Raw genomic sequence first — 23,263 nt, forward strand, 5'->3', positions numbered from 1 at the left:
GCTGCCGGGACAAAGCCGGGCCAGCCCCCACGCACAGAATCGCGCCCCATGGGAACGCTCTACCTCGTGCGCCACGGCCAGGCCTCGTTTGGCGCCGCAGACTACGACCAGCTCAGCGAGCTGGGCCAGCGCCAGGCCGAACGGCTGGGCGCGCACTGGGCCGAACGCGGGCAGGGTTTCGACGCCGTGCTCACGGGCTCGCTCAAACGCCACACCCAGACCTGGGCCGGCATCGCCCGCGGCGCAGGGCTGGACACCGAGCCGCTGGTCTGGCCCGGCCTCAACGAGTACGACAGCGAAGCGGTGATCCGCGCCGTGATGCCCCGAGGGCACGATGCCACCTTGGGCGACCCCCGATCACCCGAGGGCTACCGGGCGCATTTCCGGCTGCTGCGTGATGGTCTGGGTCAATGGATGGCGGGCACCGTGAGCCCCGTGGGCATGCCGACCTACACCGATTTCGTGCAGGGCATCACCAGCGCGCTGGACCATGTGCGCACGCACCACCAGGGGCAGAAGGTGCTGTTGGTCTCCAGCGGCGGGCCGATCTCGACCGCTGTGGGCCATGTGCTGGGCCTGAGCCCGGAGGCCACCATCGACCTGAACATGCGCATCCGCAACAGCGCAGTGACCGTGTTCCAGTTCAGCCCAAAACGCCACACGCTGCTGACGTACAACGCGCTGCCGCACCTGGACCAGCCGCACCTGGCGGACTGGATCACCTATGCATAGGCTCCCCCTGCGCCGCTTTGCGGCTTCGGGTGAAGACCTCCTCGCGCGCCGGTTCAGTCGAATGCCGTGCGCTCGGTCAACGTATCGGGCGGCAACTGGTCGATTTCGCTGAGCAGCTGCGCCAGCGCGCGGCCCGCGGCGTCGAGCACCGCGCGGCCGTTCTCGGCCGTGGCGGCGCGTGCGTTGCCCACCGCGCCGTTGGCGTTGTAGTCCTGCATCTGCCAGCCGAGCTTGGCGCTCTTGCCGTTGCCCAGGATAGAGAAACGCTCGGCGCGGCCCTGTGAGGTGGAGCGGAAATACTCGGCCTTGTCCATGCGCACGCGCTCAGGGCGCAGCGCCAGCATCATGGCCGTTTCGATCTCACCCGCATGGATGCCGAAGCGGTGTTCTTCGGCGCTGAAACGCGCGTTCACGTCCTGGCCCTGCGCGTCGGTCAGCGGCAGGTTGAACCAATTCACGCTGTAGACCAGCAAACCGAGCCGCGCGCGCAGGTCGCGCGCCACGAGATCGAGCGCGCCCACCTGGCCGCCGTGGCTGTTGAGCAGCACCAGTTTCTTCACGCCGCTCGCGGCCACGCACTCACCGAGCTCCGTCCACACCCGGATCAGCGTCTCGGCCTTGAGCGTGAGCGTGCCGGCAAAGCGCGTGTGTTCGGGGCTGAAACCCACCGCCTGCGTCGGCAGAAACAGCGCGGGCAGGTCGTGCGGCAGGTGCGGCAGTGCGGCGGCGATCACGCCGTTGACCAGATCGGTGTCCACCGACAGCGGCAGGTGCGGCCCGTGCTGCTCGGTCGCGGCCACCGGCAAGACGGCGATGGCGCGCGCGGTGTCGAGCGAAGAAAAATCGGCGGTGCTGAGGTCGGACCAGAAACGTGTCGGGGCGTTCATGCCACGGAGTTTAGGCGTACATCCACCGCCGCGACCACGGCAACCCAGCCGCAGACTGGCCCGCAGGGCGGCACAGCACCTGGTACAGCGCCACCTCGTCGTGCTCGAACGCCCAGGCGCAGCCCGCAAGGTAAATGCGCCAGATGCGCCAGCGTCGCTCGTCCACCAGCGGCTTGATCTGCGCGGTGTTCGCCTCGAAGGCCTCGCACCAGAGCTGGGTGGTGCGCTGGTAGTGGCGGCGCAGGTTCTCCACGTCAAACGCCTCGAGTCCGCCCTCTTGCAGGGTGCGCAACACGGTGCCGATGTGTGGCAGCTCGCCGCGCGGGAACACGTAGCGCTGAATGAAGCTGCCACCGCCCAGGGCGGTTTCGCCGTCGTTCGGGTCGGTGCTGGTGATGCCGTGGTTCATGGCCCAGCCGTCGGGCTGAAGCAGGCCGCGGATGTGGCCAAAGTAAGCGGCCAGGTGGTCCAGCCCCACATGCTCGAACATGCCCACGCTGGTGATGCGATCAAACGGGCCGTCGCTCTGCAGCGTCACGTCGCGGTAGTCCTGCAGGCGGATCTCGATGCGGTCCTGCAAACCCGCCGCCTTCACCCGCTCGCGCGCCAGATCACACTGGTTCTGCGACAGCGTCACGCCCACGCAGCGCGCGCCAAAGTGCTGGGCCGCGCGCAGCACCAGCGCGCCCCAGCCACAGCCAATGTCGAGCAGGCGCTGGCCCGGCTGCAGGCGGATCTTGCGCAGGATGTGGTCGATCTTCTTCGCCTGCGCGGCGTCCAGCGTTTCGTCGCCCTGCTCGAAGTAGGCACAGGAATACACCAGCCCCAAGCCCAGCCACTGAGCGTAGAACTGGTTCGACACGTCGTAGTGGTACTGGATGGCTTCGCTGTCGCTCTCACGGGTGTGCCCGTGGCGACGGCGGATGCGCCCGAGCAGGCCACCCTCGGGCTCGGCGTGTTGGGCCAGGCCATGCGCCGCCTCCAAGATGTCGGTCAGCGGGCCGTCCACATCGAGCAGGCCCTCCACATAGGCCTGGCCCAGCGTGTCGAGCCGCGGGTCGATCAGCAGCGGCCAGGCCGAGGGGTCGCGCACGCGGACCTCCACGCTCGGTTGCTCAAAGTCGCCCAGCGCCAGCGACGAGCCACCGCCCGCGCCCCAGCTCAGGCGCACCGGCAGGTTGGCGCGCTGCTTCACACGTTGCGCCCAGGGCAGCAGGGCGCGCTCCACGATGAATCCCATGGGATGACCTCCATGTCCATGTGTTCCAAGCTCATTTGTAGTCAAAGTGCGGCGCTCGCGCGACTTTTTCAGCGTTGCCTTATATTCATGCGGCGTCCGGCGCGCCCAGGAACTTGGGCTCGCCCCGCCCCTCATACCCTGGCAGCGCCGCTGCGCGCCCTTCCTCACCGACTGCTTTTTGATGCCGTTGCCCCCGCTTTTGGTTCCCGCCGTCCGCCGCCTGCTGGCCGGCCTGTTGTTTGCACTGGGGTTGCCGCTCGCTGCCCTGGCCCAAGGCATTCTGGGCGGCAACACCGCACAGAACGCGCCGCCGCAGATGGTGCGCGGCGAGTTGCTGGCCCACGCGCCCGAAGGCGCCACGCCGGGCAGCAAGGTCTGGCTCGGCCTGCAACTCACGCACACACCCGAGTGGCACACCTACTGGAAAAACTCGGGCGACTCCGGCCTGCCCACCGAGCTGCAGTGGACACTGCCCGCTGGCGTGACGGCCGGCGCCATCGCCTGGCCCACGCCGCGCAAGTTCCCGCTCGGCACCCTGGCCAACTACGGCTACAACGGCACGGTGCTGTTGCCGGTGCCGCTGACCATCGACCCCTCGTTCACCGGCACCCACCTCGACGTCAAGCTCTCCGCCGCCTGGCTCGCCTGCCGCAAGGAGTGCATCCCCGAAGAGGGCCGCTACACCCTGCGCATCCCGGTGCAGGGATCGACCGCGCTGAACGGCGCCGTGTTCGACGCGGCCTTCACCGCCGCGCCCGCCACCCAGGCCGCCGACGGCAGCGCGTTGCAGCCCGAGCCCGGCTTTCTGAAGGTCGCCCTCGCGGGCTTGCCCGCCACCTGGCGCGGTCAGGCGCTGGAGTTTTTCCCCGAAACCACGGGCCTGATCGAACCCGGTAGCCCCTGGACACAGGCCTGGGACGGCGAGCGCTGGACCGCCCGCCTGCCGCTCTCGCCACAGCGCAGCGACAGCCCCGCCCGGCTCGCCCTCGTGGTGGCGCAAGCCCACCCGCCCGGCGAGGGTGCGGGCACGGCCGGCGTGCGGCTCGACGTTCCCGTGCAGGGCACCTGGCCCGCCGCCGCCCCGCTGCCGGCGGCGGTGCCCGACGCGCTGCAGGCCGCGCTCGACGCCAACGCCGCCCGCGCCGTCGCGCCACCCGCCGCTCCCGGCGTGCCGGTGTCGCTCTGGGCCGCCCTGCTGGGCGCCCTGATCGGCGGCATGATCCTCAACCTCATGCCCTGCGTGTTCCCGGTGCTGGCCATCAAGGTGCTGGCCTTCGCGCAGCATGCCGACGACAAAGCCGCCCACCGGGCCAACGGCCTGGCCTACACCGCGGGCGTGGTGCTCTCGTTTCTGGCGCTCGGCGGCCTGCTGCTGGGCCTGCGCTCCGCCGGCGAACAGCTCGGCTGGGGCTTCCAGCTGCAAAGCCCGGGTGTGGTGGCGGCTCTGGCGGTGCTGTTCACGCTGATCGGCCTCAACCTCGCCGGTCTGTTTGAATTTGGCAGCGTGCTGCCCAGCCGCGTGGCCAGCCTGCAGGCGAAGAACCCCACGGCCGACGCTTTCTTGACCGGCGTGCTCGCCACGGCCATCGCCTCGCCCTGCACCGCCCCCTTCATGGGCGCCTCGCTGGGTCTCGCCATCGGCCTGCCCGTGGTGCAGGCGCTCGCGGTGTTCGGCACGCTCGGCCTGGGCATGGCGCTGCCGTATCTGGCCGCCAGCTGGTGGCCCGCCATTGCGCGCGCGCTGCCGCGCCCCGGCGCCTGGATGAACATCTTCCGCCAGCTCATGGCCTTCCCCATGTTCGCTACCGTGGTCTGGCTGCTCTGGGTGCTGGGGCAACAAAGCGGCATCGACGGCGCGGCCGCCCTGCTCATGTTGCTGGTGGTGCTGGCGCTGCTGGTGTGGGCGCTCGGCCTGCGCGGCAAGAGCCGCACGGTGCTCGCCGGGCTCTCACTGGCCGGCTTGCTGTGGCTGGGCTGGAGCGTGGGGCCGAACGTGACGCGCATGCAAACCGCCAGCCCCGGCGCCGAGGTGGCCACCGCCGTGCAGGGCCTGAGCTGGCAAGCCTGGAGCCCCGAGCGCCAGGCCGCGCTGCTGGCCGAAGGGCGCCCGGTGTTCGTGGACTTCACCGCCGCCTGGTGCGTGACCTGCCAATACAACAAGCGCAGCACCCTGGCAGACGCCGAGGTGCTGGCCGACATGGCCGCCAAAAACATGGCCCTGCTGCGCGCCGACTGGACCCGCCGCGATCCGTTGGTGACGCAGGCGCTGGCCAGCCTGGGGCGCAACGGCGTGCCGGTGTACGCGATCCACAAAAACGGCCAACCGCCCCAGGTGCTGACCGAGGTGCTGACCGTGAGCGAAGTGCGCGCGGCGATAGGCTCTTTGTAACCCCCCGCGCCGCCTTCGGCGTCACCCCCCGGGGGGGCGCCCCTGGCGGCCCGGCGAAGCCGGTTCCGCGGGGGCCTTGAACCAAAGAAACCCGCGCTTGTCTTAGGTTTTTGCCACCCAACGGAGTCATGACCATGCTGCAACGCCGCCCCTTCATCACCCGAAGCCTGGCACTGGGTGCCGCTTCTGCCCTGCCCGCCCTGGCCCCGCGCCCTGCCCATGCGGCCGCCAGCGTCGGTCAGCCCGCACCCGACTTCACGCTCAACGACACGTCAGGCAAGCCCGTGAAGCTCTCGCTGTTCAAGGGCAAGCTGGTGGTGCTGGAGTGGAACAACCCCGGTTGCCCCTTCGTGCGCAAACACTACGAAGGCAACATGCAGGGGCTGCACAAGGAGTTCACCGGCAAAGGCGTGGTCTGGCTCGCTATCAACTCCACCGAAAACGCCAGCAGCGATTACCAGACCCCGCCCCAGCTCGCGCGCTGGATGCGCGACAAAGGCGCCAGCCCCAGCGCCACGCTGATGGACGAAGAAGGCCAGGTCGGCGCGCTGTACGCGGCCCGCGTCACGCCCCACATGTACATCGTCAACGCCCAAGGCCAGTTGGCCTACGCCGGCGGCATCGACAGCGTCCCCTCGGCCCGCGTGACCGACATCGAAAAAGCCACCAACTACGTGCGCCAGGGCCTGGGTGAACTGCTCGCCGGCAAACCAGTCAGCACCCCCACCAGCCAGCCCTACGGCTGCAGCATCAAATACAAGACCTGAAACGGGACCCCCCGCCGCGCTTCGCGCGACCCCCCAGGGGGCGGCACTGGCCGTCCGGCAAAGCCGGCCCGGCGGTGCCCTGGGCGGCACTGCATCACGCGTCGTGGTGGTCCTGTGCACTGTGGCTTTTGCACGCACATGGACTCGGTTGATCGGATTCAGATTCGCAGTGCGCCGCGAAAGCCCCTGGCCGCGTAGTACGACTGCACCCCGTTGTGGTACGTGAACACCTGGCCGTAGCGGCGGTCGCAGAACAGCGCGCCGCCCAGCGCGCGCACCTCAGGCGGCGTCAGCACCCAGCTGGAGGTCTTCAGATCGAACTCGCCCAACGCCTGCAGCGCGCGGTACTGCGCCTCGGTCAGCAGCTCGACGCCCATGGCCGCGGCCACGCCGACCGCGCTGCCCTGCGGTTTGTTTTCCTTGCGCGCCGCCAGCGCCGCCTCGTCGTAGCAGAGGCTGCGGCGACCTGCCGGCGTCTCGACCGAACAGTCGCAGAACACGAGCGCTCCCGCTTCACCGTCCAGCACCACCACGTCCGGTTCGCCACCGGTCGCCTCCATTTCACGCAGCACCTCCAGCGCCCCGGGACGGCCCTCCAGTCGCGCCAGAACCTGCGCCCACTTGATCGTCTTGTGCCGATCCATGTGTTTTTCGAAGCGTCGTTTCAGGGTGTCAAGCAGTTCCATAACGGTCCTTTCAGCGGTTTGTGGTTCAAGGGAGCCCGGCGTCGGCGCCACGGGCCTTCCTTGGATGGTCCTGCAAAGGGGCCGGGCGTCACGCCTTGGCCCCCAGGTTCAGCAAGACCACGCCCAGAACGACGAGCGACAGACCGACCAGTTTGAGCGCCGAAGTGGGCTCCCCGTAGAAAGCGATGCCAACCAGGGCAATGGCGGCGGTTCCGCTCGCGGCCCACACGGCATAGGTGAGCCCCATCTCCAGCTGCCGCATCGCCACCGCCATGAGCCAGATGGCCACCACGTAACAGAAGCCCGCAAGGGCCGTGGGCAAGAGCTTGGTGAAGCCGCTGGAGTACCTGAGCGCCACGGTACCTGCCACCTCAGAGACCACACTGGCAGAAAGCACCACCCAAGCCATCAGCTCTGATTTCATGCGCACCTCGACCGAACATGCCAGCCGGCCACTTGTACCGAGTGGGGCCAACAGTTGGGAGAGCGGTACCTGGAGCGCGGTCAGTTTAGCGGCCACCCCGGGGAACCGCAACCAGGTGCGCGGCACGGCAGGCGGCCGCTGCCCACAAGCCCTTGCTGTCAACTACCTCTTGGCCGAAAACCAAGCGACCAACGCATTGGCGTGGCCATGCCCCAGCTGATGCGCTGTCTTGAGATGGCTGACGAGCTCCATGTGCTTGAGCGGACCGGCCTTCTCGAGGACCTGCATCCAGTGGGCAATGGGTTTGCCATACTTTTTCTCGATAGACGGAAAGTAAGAGGCCGGCCCTTTGACGGGTTCTTCAGTAGACATTTCGATTCCTTTCGGTCATTGGTTTGAGCCGTGGGCGCATGTTTGAAACCACGCTCCACGTCAACGACGATCAAAGGGGATGAGATTCGACAGGCGCGGATGTCCTCTTTCGAGCTTGCTCGGTGGAACTCTGGGGTGCGACAGTTAGTCGTTGCTGTTGGCGCTGAACTCTTGTGTGGTTCTGGGCGCGTCAGGCGCTTGCTCTTCAAGTGACTGCCGGTAGCGGATACAGCCCCTCATAAACTGCGGCCACTCTGGAACCAGGAGCGCCGGCGAAGCCTGTTCTGGCAACAGCGCCCAGAGATCGGGATGATGCCAACACAATTCGTGGCCCGTGGCGTCTCGGTGCGAGCGGATGCCAGCTCGCAAGCGTTTGACCTCCGCGACAAGTTGCTCGCGGGAGAAGGATTCAATGTCTTCGTCCATGCTTGCCTCCGATGGAAAAGGAATGCCCCCGCCCGCGCCTCTTGACCACCTGGGAAGTCCCAGTAAAAGGGTTCACCGCACTCTCAACCGGTGTACGGACCTTTGACTTCGCCCCATCCCCACTTTGGCATGGGAGCGTTCGCATCGACGCTGGCACCGGGTTGCGAGTTGATGACGGCCAATCGCGAACCCCACTCCAGATACCCGACCAGCGCAGAACGAAACTCAGGGTCTTCGGGCATGTTCAGTTCATCAGCCGTTCGGAGAAGCAAGCTCACCCATTGACGCCGTTGCTCCTGGTCAAGGTGGCGGTTCAGGTGCTGCTGAATCATGTGCGGATGACCGCCATGTTGTGCAGAGTAATCGGCCGGACCACCAAGGACCTCAGCGAGGAACGCTGCGACGTGAGCAGGATGGTCGCTGCCCATGTGAGCGAAAACTGGCGCAAGCAGCGAATCGCGTTTGACGTGCTCGTAGAAGCGTGTGGTCAGAAGGTTCAGCGCTTCGATGCCACCGAGCCAATCGTAGAGCGTGGGAATGTCTTCTTGGGGCATGGCTTGGAAGGTGTTGGTGTGGTCTACCGTACAGCGTTGATCAGCCGCGAAACGACGTAAGAAGCCAGCATGGGCTCCCTTGCAGCGGATCAACCTTGTTGAACCGAACCGCGCGAAGGCAGCGTGGTTTTCTTCCTCTGAATGGAATGGGCAGTGTAGGTTTCAACCGCCGATTCTGGCAATGGCCGCGGCCAACGGACAGGCCCGTTGGATGCACTGGCGCTCGCTGTATGACACCCTCACCCCACGCGGGATAATCCCCGCTTCCCGCCTGATCACCGCAACCGGATACCCCCATGAGCTTTGCCCCCCTGCAGAACGACACCTTCCTGCGCGCCTGCCTGCGCCAGTCCACCGCGCACACACCCGTGTGGCTGATGCGCCAGGCCGGCCGGTATTTGCCCGAGTACTGCGCCACGCGTGCCAGGGCGGGCTCGTTCATGGGGCTGGCGACGAACGTGGACTACGCGACCGAGGTGACCCTGCAGCCGCTGGAGCGGTATGCGCTGGACGCGGCCATTTTGTTCAGCGACATCCTGACCGTGCCGGACGCGATGGGCCTGGGCCTGACCTTCCAGCAGGGCGAAGGCCCGAAGTTCGCCAAGACGGTGCGCACCGAGGCCGATGTGGCGACCCTGGCCGTGCCTGACATGGAGAAGCTGCGCTACGTGTTTGACGCGGTGACCAGCATCCGCAAGGCGTTGAACGGCCGCGTGCCGCTGATCGGCTTTTCGGGCAGCCCCTGGACGCTGGCCTGCTACATGGTGGAGGGCGGCGGCTCGGACGACTACCGCGCGGTGAAATCGCTGATGTACAGCCGCCCGGACCTGATGCACCGCATTCTGGCCATCAACGCGGACTCGGTGGCCACCTACCTGAACGCGCAAATCGAGGCCGGCGCGCAGGCAGTGATGATTTTTGACAGCTGGGGCGGCGTGCTGGCCGACGGCAAGTTCCAGGACTTTTCGCTGGCCTACACCAAGCGCGTGCTGGCGCAGTTGAAGACAGAGAAAGACGGCGTGAAGATCCCGCGCATCGTGTTCACCAAGGGCGGCGGCCTGTGGCTGGACGACATGAAGGGGCTGGACTGCGAGGCCCTGGGCCTGGACTGGACGGTGAACCTGGCCAAGGCGCGCGCGGCGGTGGGCGAGTCAAAAGCGCTGCAGGGCAACATCGACCCCAACGTGCTGTTCGCGCCGCCAGAGGCGATCGACCGCGAAGTGGCGGCCGTGCTGGAAAGTTTTGGCCAGCCGCACCAAGGCGCTGGCACCGGTCCCACGCACATCTTCAACCTGGGCCACGGCATCAGCCAGTACACCCCGCCAGACAGCGTGAAAGTGCTGGTGGACGCGGTGCACACGCACTCCAAACGCATCCGGGCGCAGGCCTGAGCCGCACCGTGCATTCGGGGCTTTGTACGCCCGGATCGCAGGCAAAAGCGCTCATGGCCCGAGCCTTTAGCACAAAACTTCCATAAAAGAACGCTTGACACGCCTTACTTATGCACAAATTTTGTGCTGCGGTGCGGCATGTGAGTTTCGACACACCCAGGCCGATTCACCCGATGGGGTGTTGCGCTAAGCTGTTGATTTCATTGAGTTTTGAATTCTGCTTTTTTTCTGGGCAGTTTAAGAAAGCCCTTGATTTACAAGGCTTCCGGGCGTGCAAAAAGCACCTATCAACAAAGTTATCCACAGAAAGCTTGGACAGCTTCGGAAGACATGTCAAATCAATGACTTACATCACTTTCCGACAGTTCGACTGAGGAAGAACCGCTAACCATGTCCTATTGGCCCGGCGTCGTGATCGCCACGCCCGCCCACAGCGGCGTGGGCGGCATCCTGAGTTACCGGAGTGAGTTGTTGCTCACGCCGGGCACACTGGTGCGTGTGCCGCTGGGCTCGCGCGAGATCCTGGGCGTGGTGTGGGACTGCCCGAGCGTTCCGCCCGAAGGGCTGACCGAGGCCCAGACCAAGGCCGTGGCCGGCGTGCTCGACGGCCTGCCGCCGCTCAACGCGCGCTGGCGCCAACTGGTGAAATTTGCCGCCCAGTACTACCAGCGCAGCCTGGGCGAGGTGGCGCTCGCCGCGCTGCCGCCGCAATTGCGCGAGCTGGACCACACCCAGCTGGCCCGGCGCCTGAAGAAGCGCGCCAAGCTGGCCGCGGACAAACCGGCCACCCCGGGCGAGCTGAGTGGCCATGACCTCAGCGCCGAGCAGACCGACGCCTTGCAGGCGCTGGCCGCCGCCACCGCGCCGGTGCTGCTGTTTGGCGCCACCGGCAGCGGCAAGACCGAGGTCTACCTGCGCGCGACACAAGATGTGTTGCAGACCGCCGTGCCCGAGGGCGAGGCGCTGACCCAGGTGCTGGTGATGGTGCCCGAGATCAACCTCACGCCGCAGCTGGAGGCACGGTTTCGCGAGCGCTTCGAACCCGCGTTTGGCGTCGGTTCGGTGGTCTGCCTGCACAGCGGCATGACGCCGGCCCAGCGCCTCTCCAGCTGGCTGGCGGCGCACACGGGCGCGGCGCGCATCGTGCTGGGCACGCGCATGGCCGTGTTCGCGAGCCTGCCCGGGCTGCGGCTGATCGTGGTCGATGAAGAGCACGACCCGAGCTACAAGAGCCAGGAGGGGGCGCGGTATTCGGCGCGGGACCTGGCGGTGTACCGGGCGAAGGTGGAGAGTGAGGCTTTGGAGGCTGCGGCGGCGGATCGTCACTCGAACCCTCACCCCCGCCCTCTCCCAGAGGGAGAGGGGGCAAGTCGGGGAGAGGGAGAAAAACCCCGCTGCCAGGTGCTGCTGGGTTCGGCCACGCCCTCGCTGGAGAGCTGGCACGCGGCGGACCAAGGGCGCTACCTGCGGCTGGCGATGCCCGGGCGCATCGGTGGCGGAGCGCTGCCGCGCTTGCGGTTGGTGGACATGAACCACCAGCCCAAGGGCACGCCGATCTCGCCGCCGCTGCTGGCCGCGATGCAGGAGCGCATCGCGCGCGGCGAGCAATGCCTCGTGCTGCTCAACCGGCGGGGCTATGCGCCCGTGCTCTCGTGCGACGCCTGTGACTGGAAGAGCCAGTGCCCGAACTGCAGCGCCTACCGCGTGTTCCACAAGCTCGATCGCACCCTGCGCTGTCACCACTGCGGCTTCACCTCGCGCGTGCCGCGCGCCTGCCCCGACTGCGGCAACCTGGACATTGCGCCCGTGGGCCGCGGCACCGAGCAGCTCGAAGAACAGCTCGCTGGCCTGCTGGTTGATGTGAAACGGCCCGACGGCGGCCCGGCGCGGGTGGCGCGCATGGACGCCGACACGACGCGCGCCAAGGGCAGCCTGGAGCAGCAGCTCGACGCGCTGCACAGCGGCGAGGTCGATGTGCTGGTGGGCACGCAGATGATCGCCAAGGGCCATGATTTCCGCCGCATCACGCTGGTGGCCGGCATCAACGCCGATTCGGCGCTCTTCGCCAGCGACTACCGCGCGCCCGAGCGCCTGTTTGCCCTGCTCATGCAGGCGGCGGGCCGGGCCGGGCGCGACGCGGCGCAGAGCGCGGCCAGCGAGATGTGGGTGCAGACCTGGCACCCGCTGCACCCGCTGTTTGCCGCCCTCAAAAAACACGACTTCCCCGGTTTCGCCGCCGAGCAGCTGGCCGACCGCGAGGCCGCCGGCATGCCGCCCTACGGCGCGCAGGCGCTGCTGCGCGCCGACGCGCGCACGCAGCAAGCCGCACAGGCCTTTCTCACCATCGCCGCCGAGCAGGCCGCCGGCCTGCCGCACCGCGACGACATCACGCTCTACCCCGCCGTGCCACTCACCATCCAGCGCGTGGCCAACATCGAGCGCGCGCAGCTGCTGGTGGAAAGCGCCTCGCGCGGCGCGCTGCAGCGCTTTCTGTCGGCCTGGCAGCCGGTGCTGCATGGGTGCCGCAGCGCGCCCGAGGCCAAAGGGCTGGTGCGCTGGGCGGTGGACGTGGACCCGTTGACGATATGACACCCCCCGCGCCGCTTCGCGTGCCTTGCAGGCCGCGCCACCGTCGGAACCGGTGTCACTTCGGACTGTCCGAGCCTGCGCAGGCAGGCTCGGAGCCGCAGCCCTCAGCCCCCCAGGGGGCGGCACTGGCCGCCTGGCAAAGCCAGTTCGGCGGTGCCCTGGAGGGGCATCTTCCAGCGCCTTTTTGAGAGTTCTTCTCCATGGCCCACAAACCCAAAGCAACACCGCCACAGCAAGCGCCCGACGCCGAAATCGAAGAACCATCCAGCGCCCCGCGCATGAAGATGAACACGCCCTGCGCGTGGGACGGCGACACGCTGGTGGTCAACATCCTGGGCACCCCGGCCGCCAAGCGCGACGCGATCGGCAAGACCAAAGGCCACCAGTGGAAGGTGAGCGTGACGGCCACGCCGGTGGCGGGCAAGGCGACCGACCACATGGTGAAGTTCCTCGCGGAGGAATTTGACGTGCCGGCCAAGGCGATCACCGTGGTGTTCGGCCGCTTCAACGTCAACAAGCAGTTGCGCATCCACGCGCCGAAGAAGATCCCAGCCGTGCTGGCCAAACTGCTGGAGCCCTGAAACACATGGACCTGCTGCGCTCGGCGACGCTCGGCGCCATCCGCCTCTACCAGCGGTACGTGTCGCCGCACAAGGGTTTCGTCTGCGCCTACCGGGTGCACACCGGGCGCTGCAGCTGTTCGGCGCTGGGCTACCGCGCGATCCGCCGCTTTGGCGTGAGCAAGGGCTGGCTCGTGCTGCGCCAACGCACCGGGCTGTGCGGCGTGGTGCACCGGCGGCACACCCCGGCACGGCCCCGACCACCGGCACGCGAGCGCGGCGACTGCGGCTGTGATCTGCCGTGCGACCTGGACTTCACGCCCTCGGCCGGCAAGCTGGATGTGTGCGACGTGTTCAGCTGCTGCGATGTGGGTGGCTGTGACTGGCCGGATCGCAAGCGCAAGCGGCGGGCCGAGCGCTATGTGTACATACCGCCCTACGCCAACCGGAAAGACCGCGCCGGTTGAAACACCCCCGCCGCGCTTCGCGTGGCCCCCAGGGGGCGGCACTGGCCGTCCGTTCTGAGCTTGTCGAAGGGCGGCCGGAGGGGCCCTGGTCAGCACTTTTTCAGGCCACAACCCGCGTGAGGAAGCTGCCGTTGGCGATGCGCGCCACGGCGAAAAAATCGGCCTCGCTCACACCGTCGATCAGATGGCGCAGGCAACGCACCACGAAGCCGTGTGACACCAGCAGCACGGTCTGGCCGTCGTGGGTTTCACGCAGGCGCTGCAGGCCGCGCGCCACCCGGTCCACCACCACCCGCGTGGGCTCGGCACCGGGCGGTTCTTCGTCCCAGCGGTAGGCCACGTTGCGTGCGGCCAGCTCGGGAAACTGCTGTGCTGCGTCTTCGGCGGTGAGGCCCTCGAAGATGCCGAAATCGCGCTCGCGGAAGTCGGCATCGAAACGCGTCACCAGCCCCAGCGCGCGGACCATGGGCTCGGCGGTCTGGCGCGCGCGCAGCATCGGTGAAACCACCAGTGCATCGATGCCACCCGGCAGCACCAGCGCGAGCTGCTCGGCCTGGGCGAAGCCGGTGGCGTTGAGCGGCGCGTCTGTCCGGCCCTGCCAGCGTTCGTCGATGTTGAGGTCGGTCTGGCCGTGGCGGGCCATCAGGAGGGTCAGGGCCATGCGGAGGGGGGCAGGTAGAAAGCCTCGATCTTCGCACCGCCATAAAAAAGCCCCCGCAGCCGAAGCGGCGGGGGCAGCGGCAGGCATGTCCCGCCTGATCAACGCATCAACTTTTCAGGTCAACGCGGTCGAGGTTCATCACCTTGTTCCAGGCGGCCACGAAGTCTTTCACGAACTTCTTGCCACCGTCGTTCTGCGCATAGACCTCGGCAATCGCCCGCAGCTGCGAGTTGGAGCCGAAGGCCAGGTCCACCCGGGTGGCGGTCCACTTCGCGGCACCCGTCTTGCGGTCGGTGCCCGCGTAGGCGTTGTCGCCGCTCGGCTTCCACGCGGTGGACATGTCCACCAGGTTGATGAAGAAGTCGTTCGTGAGCTGGCCCGGGCGCTGGGTGAACACGCCGTGCTGACGGCCGTCCACGTTGGCACCGAGCACGCGCAGGCCACCGACCAGCACCGTCATCTCCGGCGCGCTGAGCGTGAGCAACTGCGCCTTGTCGAGCAGCATGGCCTCGGGCGACACGCTGTAGGCCTTCTGGCGGAAGTTGCGGAAGCCATCGGCCACCGGCTCCATCACGCTGAACGATTCCACGTCGGTCTGCTCCTGCGAAGCGTCGCCACGGCCCGGCGTGAAGGGCACGTCCACCGCCTGGCCTGCGGCTTTGGCGGCGGCTTCCACCGCAGCGCTGCCGGCGAGCACGATCAGATCGGCCATCGACACCTGTTTGCCGCCGGCCTGCGCGCTGTTGAAGGTGGCCTGGACGCCTTCGAGCACGGCCAGCACCTTGGCCAGCTGCGCCGGCTGGTTGACTTCCCAGTCTTTCTGGGGCGCCAGGCGGATGCGGGCACCGTTGGCGCCACCACGCCGATCAGAGCCGCGGTAGGTCGAGGCCGAGGCCCAGGCGGTGGACACCAGCTCGCTCACCGAGAGGCCGGAGGCCAGCACCTGCGCCTTGAGCACGGCGATGTCTTTCGCGTCAGTCAGCGGGTGGTTCACGGCAGGCACCGGGTCTTGCCAGATCAGGTCTTCGGACGGCACTTCGGGGCCGAGGTACAGGCGCTTGGGGCCCATGTCGCGGTGGGTCAGCTTGAACCAGGCACGGGCGTAGGCGTCGGCGAACTCGTCCGGGTTCGCGGCGAAGTGGCGCGAGATTTTTTCATAGGCCGGGTCGAACTTGAGCGAGAGGTCGGCCGTGGTCATGTGCGGCGGGTGCTTCTTGCTCGGGTCGTGCGCGTCGGGGATCATGTCCTCCGGCGCCACGTCTTTCGCGCGCCACTGGATGGCGCCGGCGGCGGTGGTCATCTGCTCGTACTCGTACTTGAACAGCACCTTGAAGTAACCCATGTCCCAGGTGGTCGGGTTGGGTTTCCAGGCGCCTTCGAAGCCGCTGGTGGTGGCGTCGCCGCCTTTGCCGGTGCCGTGTTTGTTGATCCAGCCCAGGCCCATTTCTTCCATGGGTGCGCCCTCGGGCTCAGGGCCGACCAGGGCCGCATCACCGGCGCCGTGCATCTTGCCGAAGGTGTGCCCGCCGGCCACCAGGGCCACGGTTTCGTAATCGTCCATGGCCATGCGGGCGAAGGTTTCGCGCACGTCCTTGCCCGAGGCCACCGGATCGGGTTTGCCGTCCGGGCCCTGGGGGTTCACGTAGATCAGGCCCATCTGCACGGCCGCCAGCGGGTTCTCCAGATCGCGCTCGCCGCTGTAGCGGCTGTTGGGCTTGTCGCTGGTGGCCAGCCACTCGGTCTCGGCGCCCCAATAGACGTCTTCTTCCGGCGCCCAGGTGTCGGCGCGGCCGCCACCGAAGCCGAATGTCTTGAAGCCCATGGTTTCCATGGCCACGTTGCCGGCCAGCACGAACAGGTCGGCCCAGGAGATGGCGTTGCCGTATGTCTGCTTGATCGGCCAGAGCAGGCGGCGCGCTTTGTCGAGGTTGCCGTTGTCGGGCCAGCTGTTGAGCGGGGCAAAACGCTGGTTGCCGGTGTTGGCGCCGCCGCGGCCGTCGGCCGTGCGGTAGGTGCCGGCCGAGTGCCAGGCCATGCGGATGAACAGGCCGCCGTAGTGGCCGTAGTCGGCCGGCCACCAGTCTTGCGACTGGGTCATGAGCGCGGCCAGGTCGGCTTTGAGCGCGGCGTAGTCCAGTTTCTTGAAGGCTTCGGCGTAGTTGAAGTCCGGGTCCATGGGGTTGGACACCGGCTGGTGCTGGTGCAGGATGGCCAGGTTCAGCTGGTTGGGCCACCAGTCGGCGTTGGACTGGGCACCGTGGCTGACGCGCACGCCAGTGTCAGCGTGGAAAGGGCACTTGGCTTCTGCAGTGGGGTGGCTCATGGGGGATTTCCAGTGGGTTGAACGGACTCGTTCAGTGCGCGAGGGCGAGTGCTGCGAAACGCTCCACACAGTCGGCCAGGAAGCGGGCGAAGGTGTCGGGGGGTGTCATGGCGGCTCCAGCGAGTGATCGAGGCCTCACTGTAGGCGGCGCCAGGTGATATGACCACTTGATTGTCACTAGACAATCAATAGCTGCAACCTATTGAATCAAATCATCAGCGCGACCGCGCCCGAAAAGCTGAAGAAGGCCGCCACGGTGGTCACCAGGATGATGCGGGCGATGCGCCCGTTGTCCGCGCCCAGGCGCTCGGCCAGCAACGAGACATTGCTCGCGCTGGGCAGGGCCGAGATCAGCACCATCACCGTCAGCGCAAACGGATCGAGCGGCACACCGAGCTGGATCGCCCCCGTGCCCACCACCAGCACCAGCAGCGGGTGCAGCAGCAGCTTCATCAACGCCACCGGGACGTAGTCGGAGAGCGGCATCGGGTGGCTGGACTGGATCTGCGAGCGTGCCAGCACCGCGCCGATGGTGAACAGCGCCACCGGCGAGGCCGCGTCGGCCAGCAGCCAGACCGTTTTTTCCACCGGGCCGGGCAGCGTGAACCGCACGGCCGAGGCCACCGCGCCCAGCAAGATGGCCCAGGGCATGGGGTTGGTGGCCACGCCCTTGAGCGCTTTTTTGGCGGCGTCGAGCATGGCCGCGCCGCCGTGGCCCTCGCCCTCGTCCAGGCGCGAGAGTGCGATGCACAGCGAACTGGTGATGAGCATGTCCACCACGATCAACACGATCACCGGCCCCACACTCTGCGGCCCCAGCAGCGCGGCCAGCAGCGGCACGCCCATGAAACCGGTGTTGGGGAACGCCGCCACCAGCGCACCCAACGAGGCGTCGTTCCAGCGGATGCGGCTGTTCATGCTCATGACGATGGCGAAGGCCACCATCACCAGCGCACACAGGAGATAGACCCCGGCGACCGACGCGTCGAGCAACTGCGCGATCGGCGTGGTCGAGCCGAAGCGGTAGAGCATGCACGGCAGCGCGAAAAACAGCACAAAGCCATTGAGCCCCGGGATCGCCTCCAGCGGCAGCATGCGCCGGTGGGCGGCCGCAAAGCCCGCGAGCACGAGCGCAAAGAAGGGGAAGGTGACGAGCAGGATTTGGAGCACCGGGCGATTGTCTCAGGCGCCGGGACCGCGCCCCGTCAACTGAGGCACACTCAAAAACACCACAACGGCGAGCCCTCCGAGCCAAGCCGTGCCCCCAACCGCCTGCTGTCACCACCCCACCATGCTGATCTACCTGATCGTCTTCATCGAAGGCTTTTGCTCCCTGGGCGCCGAGATCATTGCGCTGCGCCGCCTGGTGCCCCATGTGGGCAGCTCCATCGTCGTCACCGCGCCCACCATCGGCTTCTTTCTCTTCGCGCTGGCCATCGGCTACGCCACTGGCGGCAAGGTGGTGGAGGGCCACATGTGGCGCGTGGCGCGCAACTTCCTGTTGGCAGGCGTCATCGCTGGCGTCGGTCTGGCCGGCTCCACTGTCGACGCCATCTTCACCCACCTGCGGCCAGGGTTGCTGGCCTATCTGGTGTTCATCGCAGCGGTGCTGTGCCCCATCGCCTGGCTGCTGGGGCAGACCGTGCCCATTCTCACCAACCTCATGAAACACAGCCACGTGGGCCAGGCCAGCGGCATGGCGCTGTACTGGTCCACCCTCGGCTCTTTTCTCGGGTCGGTGTCGCTCTCGGTGTTCGTGATGCAGTGGTTTGGCGTGTCCACGGCGGTGCTCGCCTGCGCGACAGGTCTGCTCGCGGGCGCACTGATGCTGGAGCACCGGCGCTGGCCACAGGTCGTGGTGCCGCTGCTGGGCGCAGGCACCGTCGTGGCGGCCAACCTCGCCCCCATCGCGGCGGCCGACACCGCCTACGCCGACTACCAGGTCAAGGCACTCACCTTGCCCGACCAGATCAACCCACGGGTCTTCATGTCCAACGGCTCGCACTCGTCTCAACTGGATGACAGCCAGCCGCCCAAAACCCACCGCTATGTCCAGGCCCTGCGCCAGGCGCTGCTGGTTGAACTGGGATTCAAGGACAAGGACATTTTGGTGCTGGGTGCGGGCGGTTTCGCCCTGTCCCACGGCGAAACACTCAACCGCTACACCTATGTGGACATCGACCCCGCGATCCGGGCCATCGCTGAACAGCACTTTCTCAAAGCGCCGGCCAACGGCGAGTTCATCGCCGAAGACGCGCGCCGCTTTGTCGCCGGCACCGAACGGCGCTTCGACGCCGTGGTGGTCGATGTCTACAGCGACCGGGCGTCCATCCCCAGCCACCTCGTCACCCGCGAGTTCTGGGCCGCGTCCCGCCGTACGCTGCGCCCACAGGGCGTGTTGATGGCCAACCTGATTCTGGACAGCAAGCTGGCCACGCCCTACGCCCGCCACGTGCTGGAGACCCTGGAGAGCGTGTACGGGCGTTGCGACACCACGGTGCTGCAAAAGGGGCAGGCTTTCGCCAACGTCATCGCCACCTGCCACGCCGACAGCCAGCCCTCGGCGCCCGGCATCTACACCGACGAACGCAACCAGGCCGATCTGGAGAAGTTCGGCGTGCGCATCCGCTAAGCCCTTCAGGCGGCCTGCTCCCGTATCATTCGCCGCTCTTCCCCGTCCCATCCCATGTCCGCCGGTCTCAACCTTGCCCAACTCGAAGCCGTGAACCACCTCGGCGGCCCCTGCCTGGTGCTGGCCGGCGCGGGCTCGGGCAAGACGCGCGTGATCACGCACAAGATCGGCCGCCTCATCAACGCCGGGCTCGCGGCCGACCGCATCGCCGCCATCACCTTCACCAACAAGGCCGCCGCCGAAATGCGCGAGCGCGCCAAACAGCTGGTGGGGCGCGACGCCAAGAAGGTGCTGATCTGCACCTTCCACGCGCTGGGCGTGCGCCTGCTGCGCGAAGACGGCGCGGCGCTGGGGCTGAAAAAGAACTTCAGCATCCTCGACACCGACGACATCACCAGCATGCTCAAGGACTGCGGCGGAACCACCGACGCCAACACCGCGCGAGGCTGGCAGTGGGCGATCAGCTCGCTGAAGAGCGCGGGCCTGAATTCGGCCCAGGCACTCGCACAGGCGAAGGACGAGAACGAGCGCGTCACCGCCACCATCATGGCGCGCTACGAAGAGCGCCTCACCGCTTACCAGAGCGTGGACTTCGACGACCTGATCAGCCTGCCATTGAAGCTGCTCACCGAGCACCTCGACGTGCGCGAGCGCTGGCAGAAGAAGATGGGGCATGTGCTGGTGGACGAGTACCAGGACACCAACGCCACGCAGTACGAGCTGCTGAAACTGCTGGTGGGCGAACGCGCGCGCTTCACCGCCGTGGGCGACGACGACCAGTCCATCTACGGCTGGCGCGGCGCCACACTGGACAACCTCAAGCGCCTGCCGCAGGACTTTCCCGAGCTCAAGGTCATCAAGCTGGAGCAGAACTACCGCTCCACCAGCGCCATCCTGCGCGCGGCCAACAACGTGATCGGCCCCAACCCCAAGCTGTTTCCCAAGACGCTGTGGAGCGACCTCGGTGAAGGGGAACCGGTGCGTGTGGTCGATGCCGACAACGAGGAGCACGAGGCTGAGCGCGCGGTGGCGCGCATCCAGAGCCTGCGCACGGTGTCGCCGCACAAGGAGTGGCGCGACTTCGCCATCCTCTACCGCGCCAACCACATGGCGCGCCCGTTCGAGCAGTCGCTGCGCCGCGCGCAGATCCCGTACAAGGTCTCGGGCGGTCAGAGCTTCTTTGACAAGGCCGAGATCCGCGACCTCTGCGCCTGGCTGCGCCTGCTGGTGAACAACGACGACGACCCGGCGTTCCTGCGTTCGGCCACCACGCCCAAACGCGGCATCGGCCACACCACGCTGCAGGCGCTGGGCAACTTCGCCACGCAATACAAGCTGAGCCTGTTTGAAGCACTGTTCTCCCACTCGCTGAGCGCCGCCCTGCCCGCGCGCGCCGTGGCCACGCTGCACGAATTCGGCCGCGCGGTGAACGACCTCGAATACCGCGCGAAACACACGGTGGGCCACGAGGCCGCGCGGGCCTTCCTCACCGAGTGGCTGAAAGACATCGCCTACGAAAAACACCTGATCGACAGCGAAGACAACGAGAAGGTCGCCGCCGCTCGCTGGACCAACGTGGTGGAGTTCTGCGATTGGGTGGCCGGGCGCTGCGGCGGCCAGATCGAGGACGAGGCGGGTGTGCAGACCGAAACCGAACGCAAGACCCTGCTCGAAGTGGTGCAGACCATCGCCTTGCTCTCCACCCTGAGCGAGCGCGAGAAAGACCAGAACGTGGTCACGCTCTCCACGCTGCACGCCTCGAAAGGCCTGGAGTGGCCGCACGTGATGCTGGTGGGTGTGAACGAAGGCCTGCTGCCGTTCAAGATGGACGAAGAGAGCAACCGCGACGCCAGCGCCGAGAGCCTGGCGCAGCGCCTGCAGGAAGAGCGCCGCCTGATGTACGTGGGCATCACACGCGCGCAGCGCACGCTGGCGGTGAGCTGGCTCAAGCGCCGCAAGAAGGGCCGCGAAAGCGTGCCCGGCATGGCCAGCCGCTTCATCAAAGAGATGGCGCTGGACCAGAACACGGTCAAGGAAGACCCGCGCGAAAAGCTGCGCGCACTGCGTGCCGAGTTCGCCCAGCGCGCCACCGAGCAAGCCGCCATCAAAGCGGCGGAGGCGCCGTGATCTCGATGCGCTCGCTAGCCTTGAGCCTCGCCAGTGCGTGGCTGGTGTGGGGCGCGCCCGCGCAGGCACAGGTCGAAGGGCGGCCGCTCGACCCATGCCCTGCGGCCCGGGACGTGAAGCCGGCCAATCTGTACGGCCTGTGGCACTTCAGCCTGTGGCCATCCGGCGGCAACGAAGACGCGGCGGTGTCGCGGGGCGCCATGCTGCTCGAGGCCCACCCCGACTATCCGGACAGTGTGCGCGGCCAACTGCAACGCAGCACGCGGGCCGACGAGGTGAAGGCGCAGGTGTCCGGTGACGTGACCGACGGCGGGTTCAACCTCGACGAGTCCGACGACGGTGTCGCCATGAGCGCTGTGTGGTCCGGGGAGCTCTCCCCCACCGATTGCCGGCTCGACATCCAAGGCACCCGCCGCGCGGCCGAAGGTCGAACGGGTGGTGATCCGGAATGGAATTTCCGCCTGCGAAAAGCACCTGCGAACCGGTGACCTCGGACGAGGCCACGCGTCGGCTGAGCGTCAGGGCTGCGAGTCGTCGATCAACGCCGCATTGACCTGGCGGATGCGCTCATCTTCGTAATAACCGCCGTACTCGGTGTAGCGCAGAAAGGGCCGGGCGCAGGCCTTGCAAGTCCACACGTCGCATCGGTTGTAAGGAAAAAAAGCTGGCGCGATCGGCGCGTCGATCGACCAACCGTGCGTGCCTCGCGGGTGATGCTCGATCAACGTGGGCTCATCGGCCTCTTCGCGCCGCAATGTGCCCACCCGCTGCAACACCGAGGCGTCCAAGGTCGAAGGCACCGACTCCCACCCGGGGCACACCAGCGGCGCGCACACGCTGCAATGGCCGGGGCGCTCCGCACCGGCGAGCGTGGCCAACTCGGCGGCCGACAGCAGCGGCAAGGCGTCAGCGCTCATGGGCGGGCACGATTCTCACGATCCGCTTGGCACCGTGAGGACAGTAGCCCGGCTTGGGCCCCACATGCGGGTGCTTGCGGCAGGTGTCCGGCCGCTGTTCATACACCGTGCAGCGCCGCGTCTTCGCATCCAGAAACTGGCAGTCCCCGCTGGCGCGGCGGGCCAGCGTGAACACACTGTGCTTGAAATTGAAATGGTCGATCAGCCCGGCCTTGTCCAGGCGCTTGGCGATCTGCTTGGGCGCCTCATGCTCGACCTCGAATGGGTCCACCAGGCCCAGCCGCACCAGCTCCGGCAGGCGCACCTCGACCGGCATGGTGCAGCAGTTGGCCACACAGCTGTCGCACAGACCGGCGCGGTGGCGCGTCCAGGTGTCGGGACGGTCAACTTCAACGGTGTGGATCGAGGATTTCAAGGGGAAGGTACAAAGCAAAACGCCCAGCGGGTGCTGGGCGTTTTTGTGTTTGGTGGCCTGGGACGGAATCGAACCATCGACACGCGGATTTTCAATCCGCTGCTCTACCAACTGAGCTACCGGGCCAAACAGAAGCGGAATTGTAGCAGCTTCTGGAGCCGTTTCTGGCTCCGAGTCTTGTCCAACGAGGAATGAGCCTGGGGCCGGGAGCGGCATTCCAGTGAGGAATGAGCCTGGAGGGCAGCTGAGATCGTCGATATGGTGGCTGGCAGGCAGCTCGCTGATGGTGCGGGTCGATCATCGAATTGATGGTGATCGACATGAACGAAGCTCAGGTGCGCACGCTGGAGCAGGTGCACCAGGTACTGGCTGGCACGCAGGCGATGGAGTTCCAGCCTGCCGACGACGACAGGGGTCGCTATGCGTGAATTGGGAGCGTGCTCACGCGCTTTGAGTACCGTGGGCTGCCTCGCACTGAGCGTGGCCCCGTGTTGGCCTACCTGCAGCGGTTGAGCGGCTACAGCCGGGCCCAGATCACGCGGCTGGTTGCACGCTGGGATGCGGGCAAGCCACTGGTCCCCGATGGCCAGGTCAAATTCCCCCACCCTTGGCCACCCCAAATTCCCCCAGGCAGGACGGCCGGATTATGACGACTCGGGTGTGACGGCGATGCGTGCCGCTGCCTCCTTGAGTCGGTAGCTCTT

22 protein-coding genes and 1 tRNA gene are annotated in these 23,263 nt (G+C 67.1%); 10 read left to right on the top strand and 13 right to left on the bottom strand.

Translation table 11 applies throughout. The features are described from left to right. Positions 1 to 48: 48 nt before the first annotated feature. Positions 49 to 732: a histidine phosphatase family protein gene (locus tag B0E41_RS13060; protein WP_077331584.1), complete on the top strand. Its 684-nt coding sequence runs from the start codon at positions 49 to 51 to the stop codon at positions 730 to 732. Between the two features lie 53 nt (positions 733 to 785). Here B0E41_RS13060 and B0E41_RS13065 read toward each other — a convergent pair whose 3' ends face one another. Next, positions 786 to 1,619 carry a creatininase family protein gene (locus tag B0E41_RS13065; protein ID WP_077331585.1) on the bottom strand — a complete coding sequence of 278 codons (834 nt, stop codon included), beginning with the start codon at positions 1,617 to 1,619 and terminating at the stop codon, positions 786 to 788. A gap of 10 nt (positions 1,620 to 1,629) precedes the next feature. Beyond that, positions 1,630 to 2,859, bottom strand: a complete 1,230-nt coding sequence (locus tag B0E41_RS13070) for a cyclopropane-fatty-acyl-phospholipid synthase family protein (protein ID WP_077331586.1) — start codon at positions 2,857 to 2,859, stop codon at positions 1,630 to 1,632. Positions 2,860 to 3,040: 181 nt separating this feature from the next. Here B0E41_RS13070 and B0E41_RS13075 point away from each other — a divergent pair, with 181 nt between their 5' ends. Together B0E41_RS13075 and B0E41_RS13080 are read left to right on the top strand one after the other, a co-directional pair. Next, the gene (locus B0E41_RS13075; protein ID WP_077331587.1) at positions 3,041 to 5,248 is read left to right on the top strand and encodes a thioredoxin family protein; all 2,208 of its coding nucleotides are present in this window, start codon (positions 3,041 to 3,043) and stop codon (positions 5,246 to 5,248) included. 134 nt (positions 5,249 to 5,382) lie between these two features. Next, positions 5,383 to 6,015: a redoxin domain-containing protein gene (locus B0E41_RS13080; protein ID WP_143433820.1), complete on the top strand. Its 633-nt coding sequence runs from the start codon at positions 5,383 to 5,385 to the stop codon at positions 6,013 to 6,015. Between the two features lie 158 nt (positions 6,016 to 6,173). On the opposite strand, the gene B0E41_RS13085 is transcribed toward B0E41_RS13080, so the two are convergent. The 5 genes from B0E41_RS13085 to B0E41_RS13105 form a co-directional block, all read right to left on the bottom strand. Continuing rightward, on the bottom strand, positions 6,174 to 6,701 hold the full coding sequence (locus B0E41_RS13085) for a DUF4256 domain-containing protein (RefSeq protein WP_077331589.1): 528 nt from the start codon (positions 6,699 to 6,701) through the stop codon (positions 6,174 to 6,176). 88 nt (positions 6,702 to 6,789) lie between these two features. Further along, entirely contained in the window at positions 6,790 to 7,125 is a 336-nt protein-coding gene (locus B0E41_RS13090; protein WP_077331590.1) for a multidrug efflux SMR transporter, read from the bottom strand. Between the two features lie 162 nt (positions 7,126 to 7,287). After that, positions 7,288 to 7,497, bottom strand: coding sequence for a DUF4287 domain-containing protein (locus tag B0E41_RS13095; RefSeq protein WP_077331591.1), 210 nt, complete (start codon positions 7,495 to 7,497; stop codon positions 7,288 to 7,290). A 144-nt stretch (positions 7,498 to 7,641) separates the two neighbouring features. Continuing rightward, a complete protein-coding gene (locus tag B0E41_RS13100) occupies positions 7,642 to 7,923 on the bottom strand; it encodes a hypothetical protein (RefSeq protein ID WP_077331592.1) in 282 nt (93 codons plus the stop codon). 83 nt (positions 7,924 to 8,006) lie between these two features. Further along, positions 8,007 to 8,477, bottom strand: a complete 471-nt coding sequence (locus B0E41_RS13105) for a group II truncated hemoglobin (protein ID WP_077331593.1) — start codon at positions 8,475 to 8,477, stop codon at positions 8,007 to 8,009. A gap of 296 nt (positions 8,478 to 8,773) precedes the next feature. Here B0E41_RS13105 and hemE point away from each other — a divergent pair, with 296 nt between their 5' ends. The 4 genes from hemE (at position 8,774) to yidD (ending at position 13,484) form a co-directional block, all read left to right on the top strand. After that, entirely contained in the window at positions 8,774 to 9,868 is a 1,095-nt protein-coding gene (hemE, locus tag B0E41_RS13110; RefSeq protein WP_077331594.1) for a uroporphyrinogen decarboxylase, read from the top strand. Positions 9,869 to 10,258: 390 nt separating this feature from the next. Then, on the top strand, positions 10,259 to 12,457 hold the full coding sequence (priA, locus tag B0E41_RS13115; protein WP_077331595.1) for a primosomal protein N': 2,199 nt from the start codon (positions 10,259 to 10,261) through the stop codon (positions 12,455 to 12,457). 200 nt (positions 12,458 to 12,657) lie between these two features. Next, on the top strand, positions 12,658 to 13,038 hold the full coding sequence (locus B0E41_RS13120) for a DUF167 family protein (protein ID WP_253194827.1): 381 nt from the start codon (positions 12,658 to 12,660) through the stop codon (positions 13,036 to 13,038). Positions 13,039 to 13,043: 5 nt separating this feature from the next. After that, entirely contained in the window at positions 13,044 to 13,484 is a 441-nt protein-coding gene (gene yidD, locus B0E41_RS13125; RefSeq protein WP_077331596.1) for a membrane protein insertion efficiency factor YidD, read from the top strand. A 100-nt stretch (positions 13,485 to 13,584) separates the two neighbouring features. Here the strand turns inward: yidD and B0E41_RS13130 are convergent, their stop codons facing one another. From B0E41_RS13130 to B0E41_RS13140, 3 genes are all read right to left on the bottom strand, one after another. Further along, positions 13,585 to 14,145: a histidine phosphatase family protein gene (locus B0E41_RS13130; protein WP_171984756.1), complete on the bottom strand. Its 561-nt coding sequence runs from the start codon at positions 14,143 to 14,145 to the stop codon at positions 13,585 to 13,587. 106 nt (positions 14,146 to 14,251) lie between these two features. Beyond that, a complete protein-coding gene (gene katG / locus B0E41_RS13135) occupies positions 14,252 to 16,468 on the bottom strand; it encodes a catalase/peroxidase HPI (protein WP_077331598.1) in 2,217 nt (738 codons plus the stop codon). A gap of 207 nt (positions 16,469 to 16,675) precedes the next feature. Then, the gene (locus B0E41_RS13140; protein ID WP_077331599.1) at positions 16,676 to 17,638 is read right to left on the bottom strand and encodes an AEC family transporter; all 963 of its coding nucleotides are present in this window, start codon (positions 17,636 to 17,638) and stop codon (positions 16,676 to 16,678) included. A gap of 121 nt (positions 17,639 to 17,759) precedes the next feature. On the opposite strand from B0E41_RS13140, the gene B0E41_RS13145 reads away from it, so the two are divergent. Genes B0E41_RS13145 through B0E41_RS13155 form a run of 3 tightly spaced genes read left to right on the top strand, consistent with a single transcriptional unit; the run spans position 17,760 to position 21,715 of the window. Then, positions 17,760 to 19,100, top strand: a complete 1,341-nt coding sequence (locus B0E41_RS13145; RefSeq protein WP_143433815.1) for a fused MFS/spermidine synthase — start codon at positions 17,760 to 17,762, stop codon at positions 19,098 to 19,100. A gap of 54 nt (positions 19,101 to 19,154) precedes the next feature. Further along, on the top strand, positions 19,155 to 21,227 hold the full coding sequence (locus B0E41_RS13150; protein WP_077331601.1) for a UvrD-helicase domain-containing protein: 2,073 nt from the start codon (positions 19,155 to 19,157) through the stop codon (positions 21,225 to 21,227). A gap of 5 nt (positions 21,228 to 21,232) precedes the next feature. Next, a complete protein-coding gene (locus tag B0E41_RS13155; RefSeq protein ID WP_143433816.1) occupies positions 21,233 to 21,715 on the top strand; it encodes a hypothetical protein in 483 nt (160 codons plus the stop codon). Between the two features lie 30 nt (positions 21,716 to 21,745). Here B0E41_RS13155 and B0E41_RS13160 read toward each other — a convergent pair whose 3' ends face one another. The 3 genes from B0E41_RS13160 to B0E41_RS13170 all read right to left on the bottom strand — a co-directional run bounded on the left by B0E41_RS13160 (position 21,746) and on the right by B0E41_RS13170 (position 22,685). Next, complete coding sequence (locus B0E41_RS13160) at positions 21,746 to 22,144, bottom strand: hypothetical protein (RefSeq protein WP_077331603.1); 399 nt, start codon at positions 22,142 to 22,144, stop codon at positions 21,746 to 21,748. Continuing rightward, positions 22,134 to 22,559, bottom strand: coding sequence for a YkgJ family cysteine cluster protein (locus B0E41_RS13165; RefSeq protein ID WP_077331604.1), 426 nt, complete (start codon positions 22,557 to 22,559; stop codon positions 22,134 to 22,136). Before B0E41_RS13165 ends, B0E41_RS13160 begins: the two co-directional genes overlap by 11 nt. Before the next feature lie 50 nt (positions 22,560 to 22,609). Continuing rightward, a tRNA-Phe gene (locus B0E41_RS13170) sits at positions 22,610 to 22,685 on the bottom strand. Positions 22,686 to 23,263 lie beyond the last annotated feature (578 nt).

Source organism: Hydrogenophaga sp. A37, from assembly GCF_002001205.1.
GTDB lineage: Bacteria > Pseudomonadota > Gammaproteobacteria > Burkholderiales > Burkholderiaceae_C > Hydrogenophaga.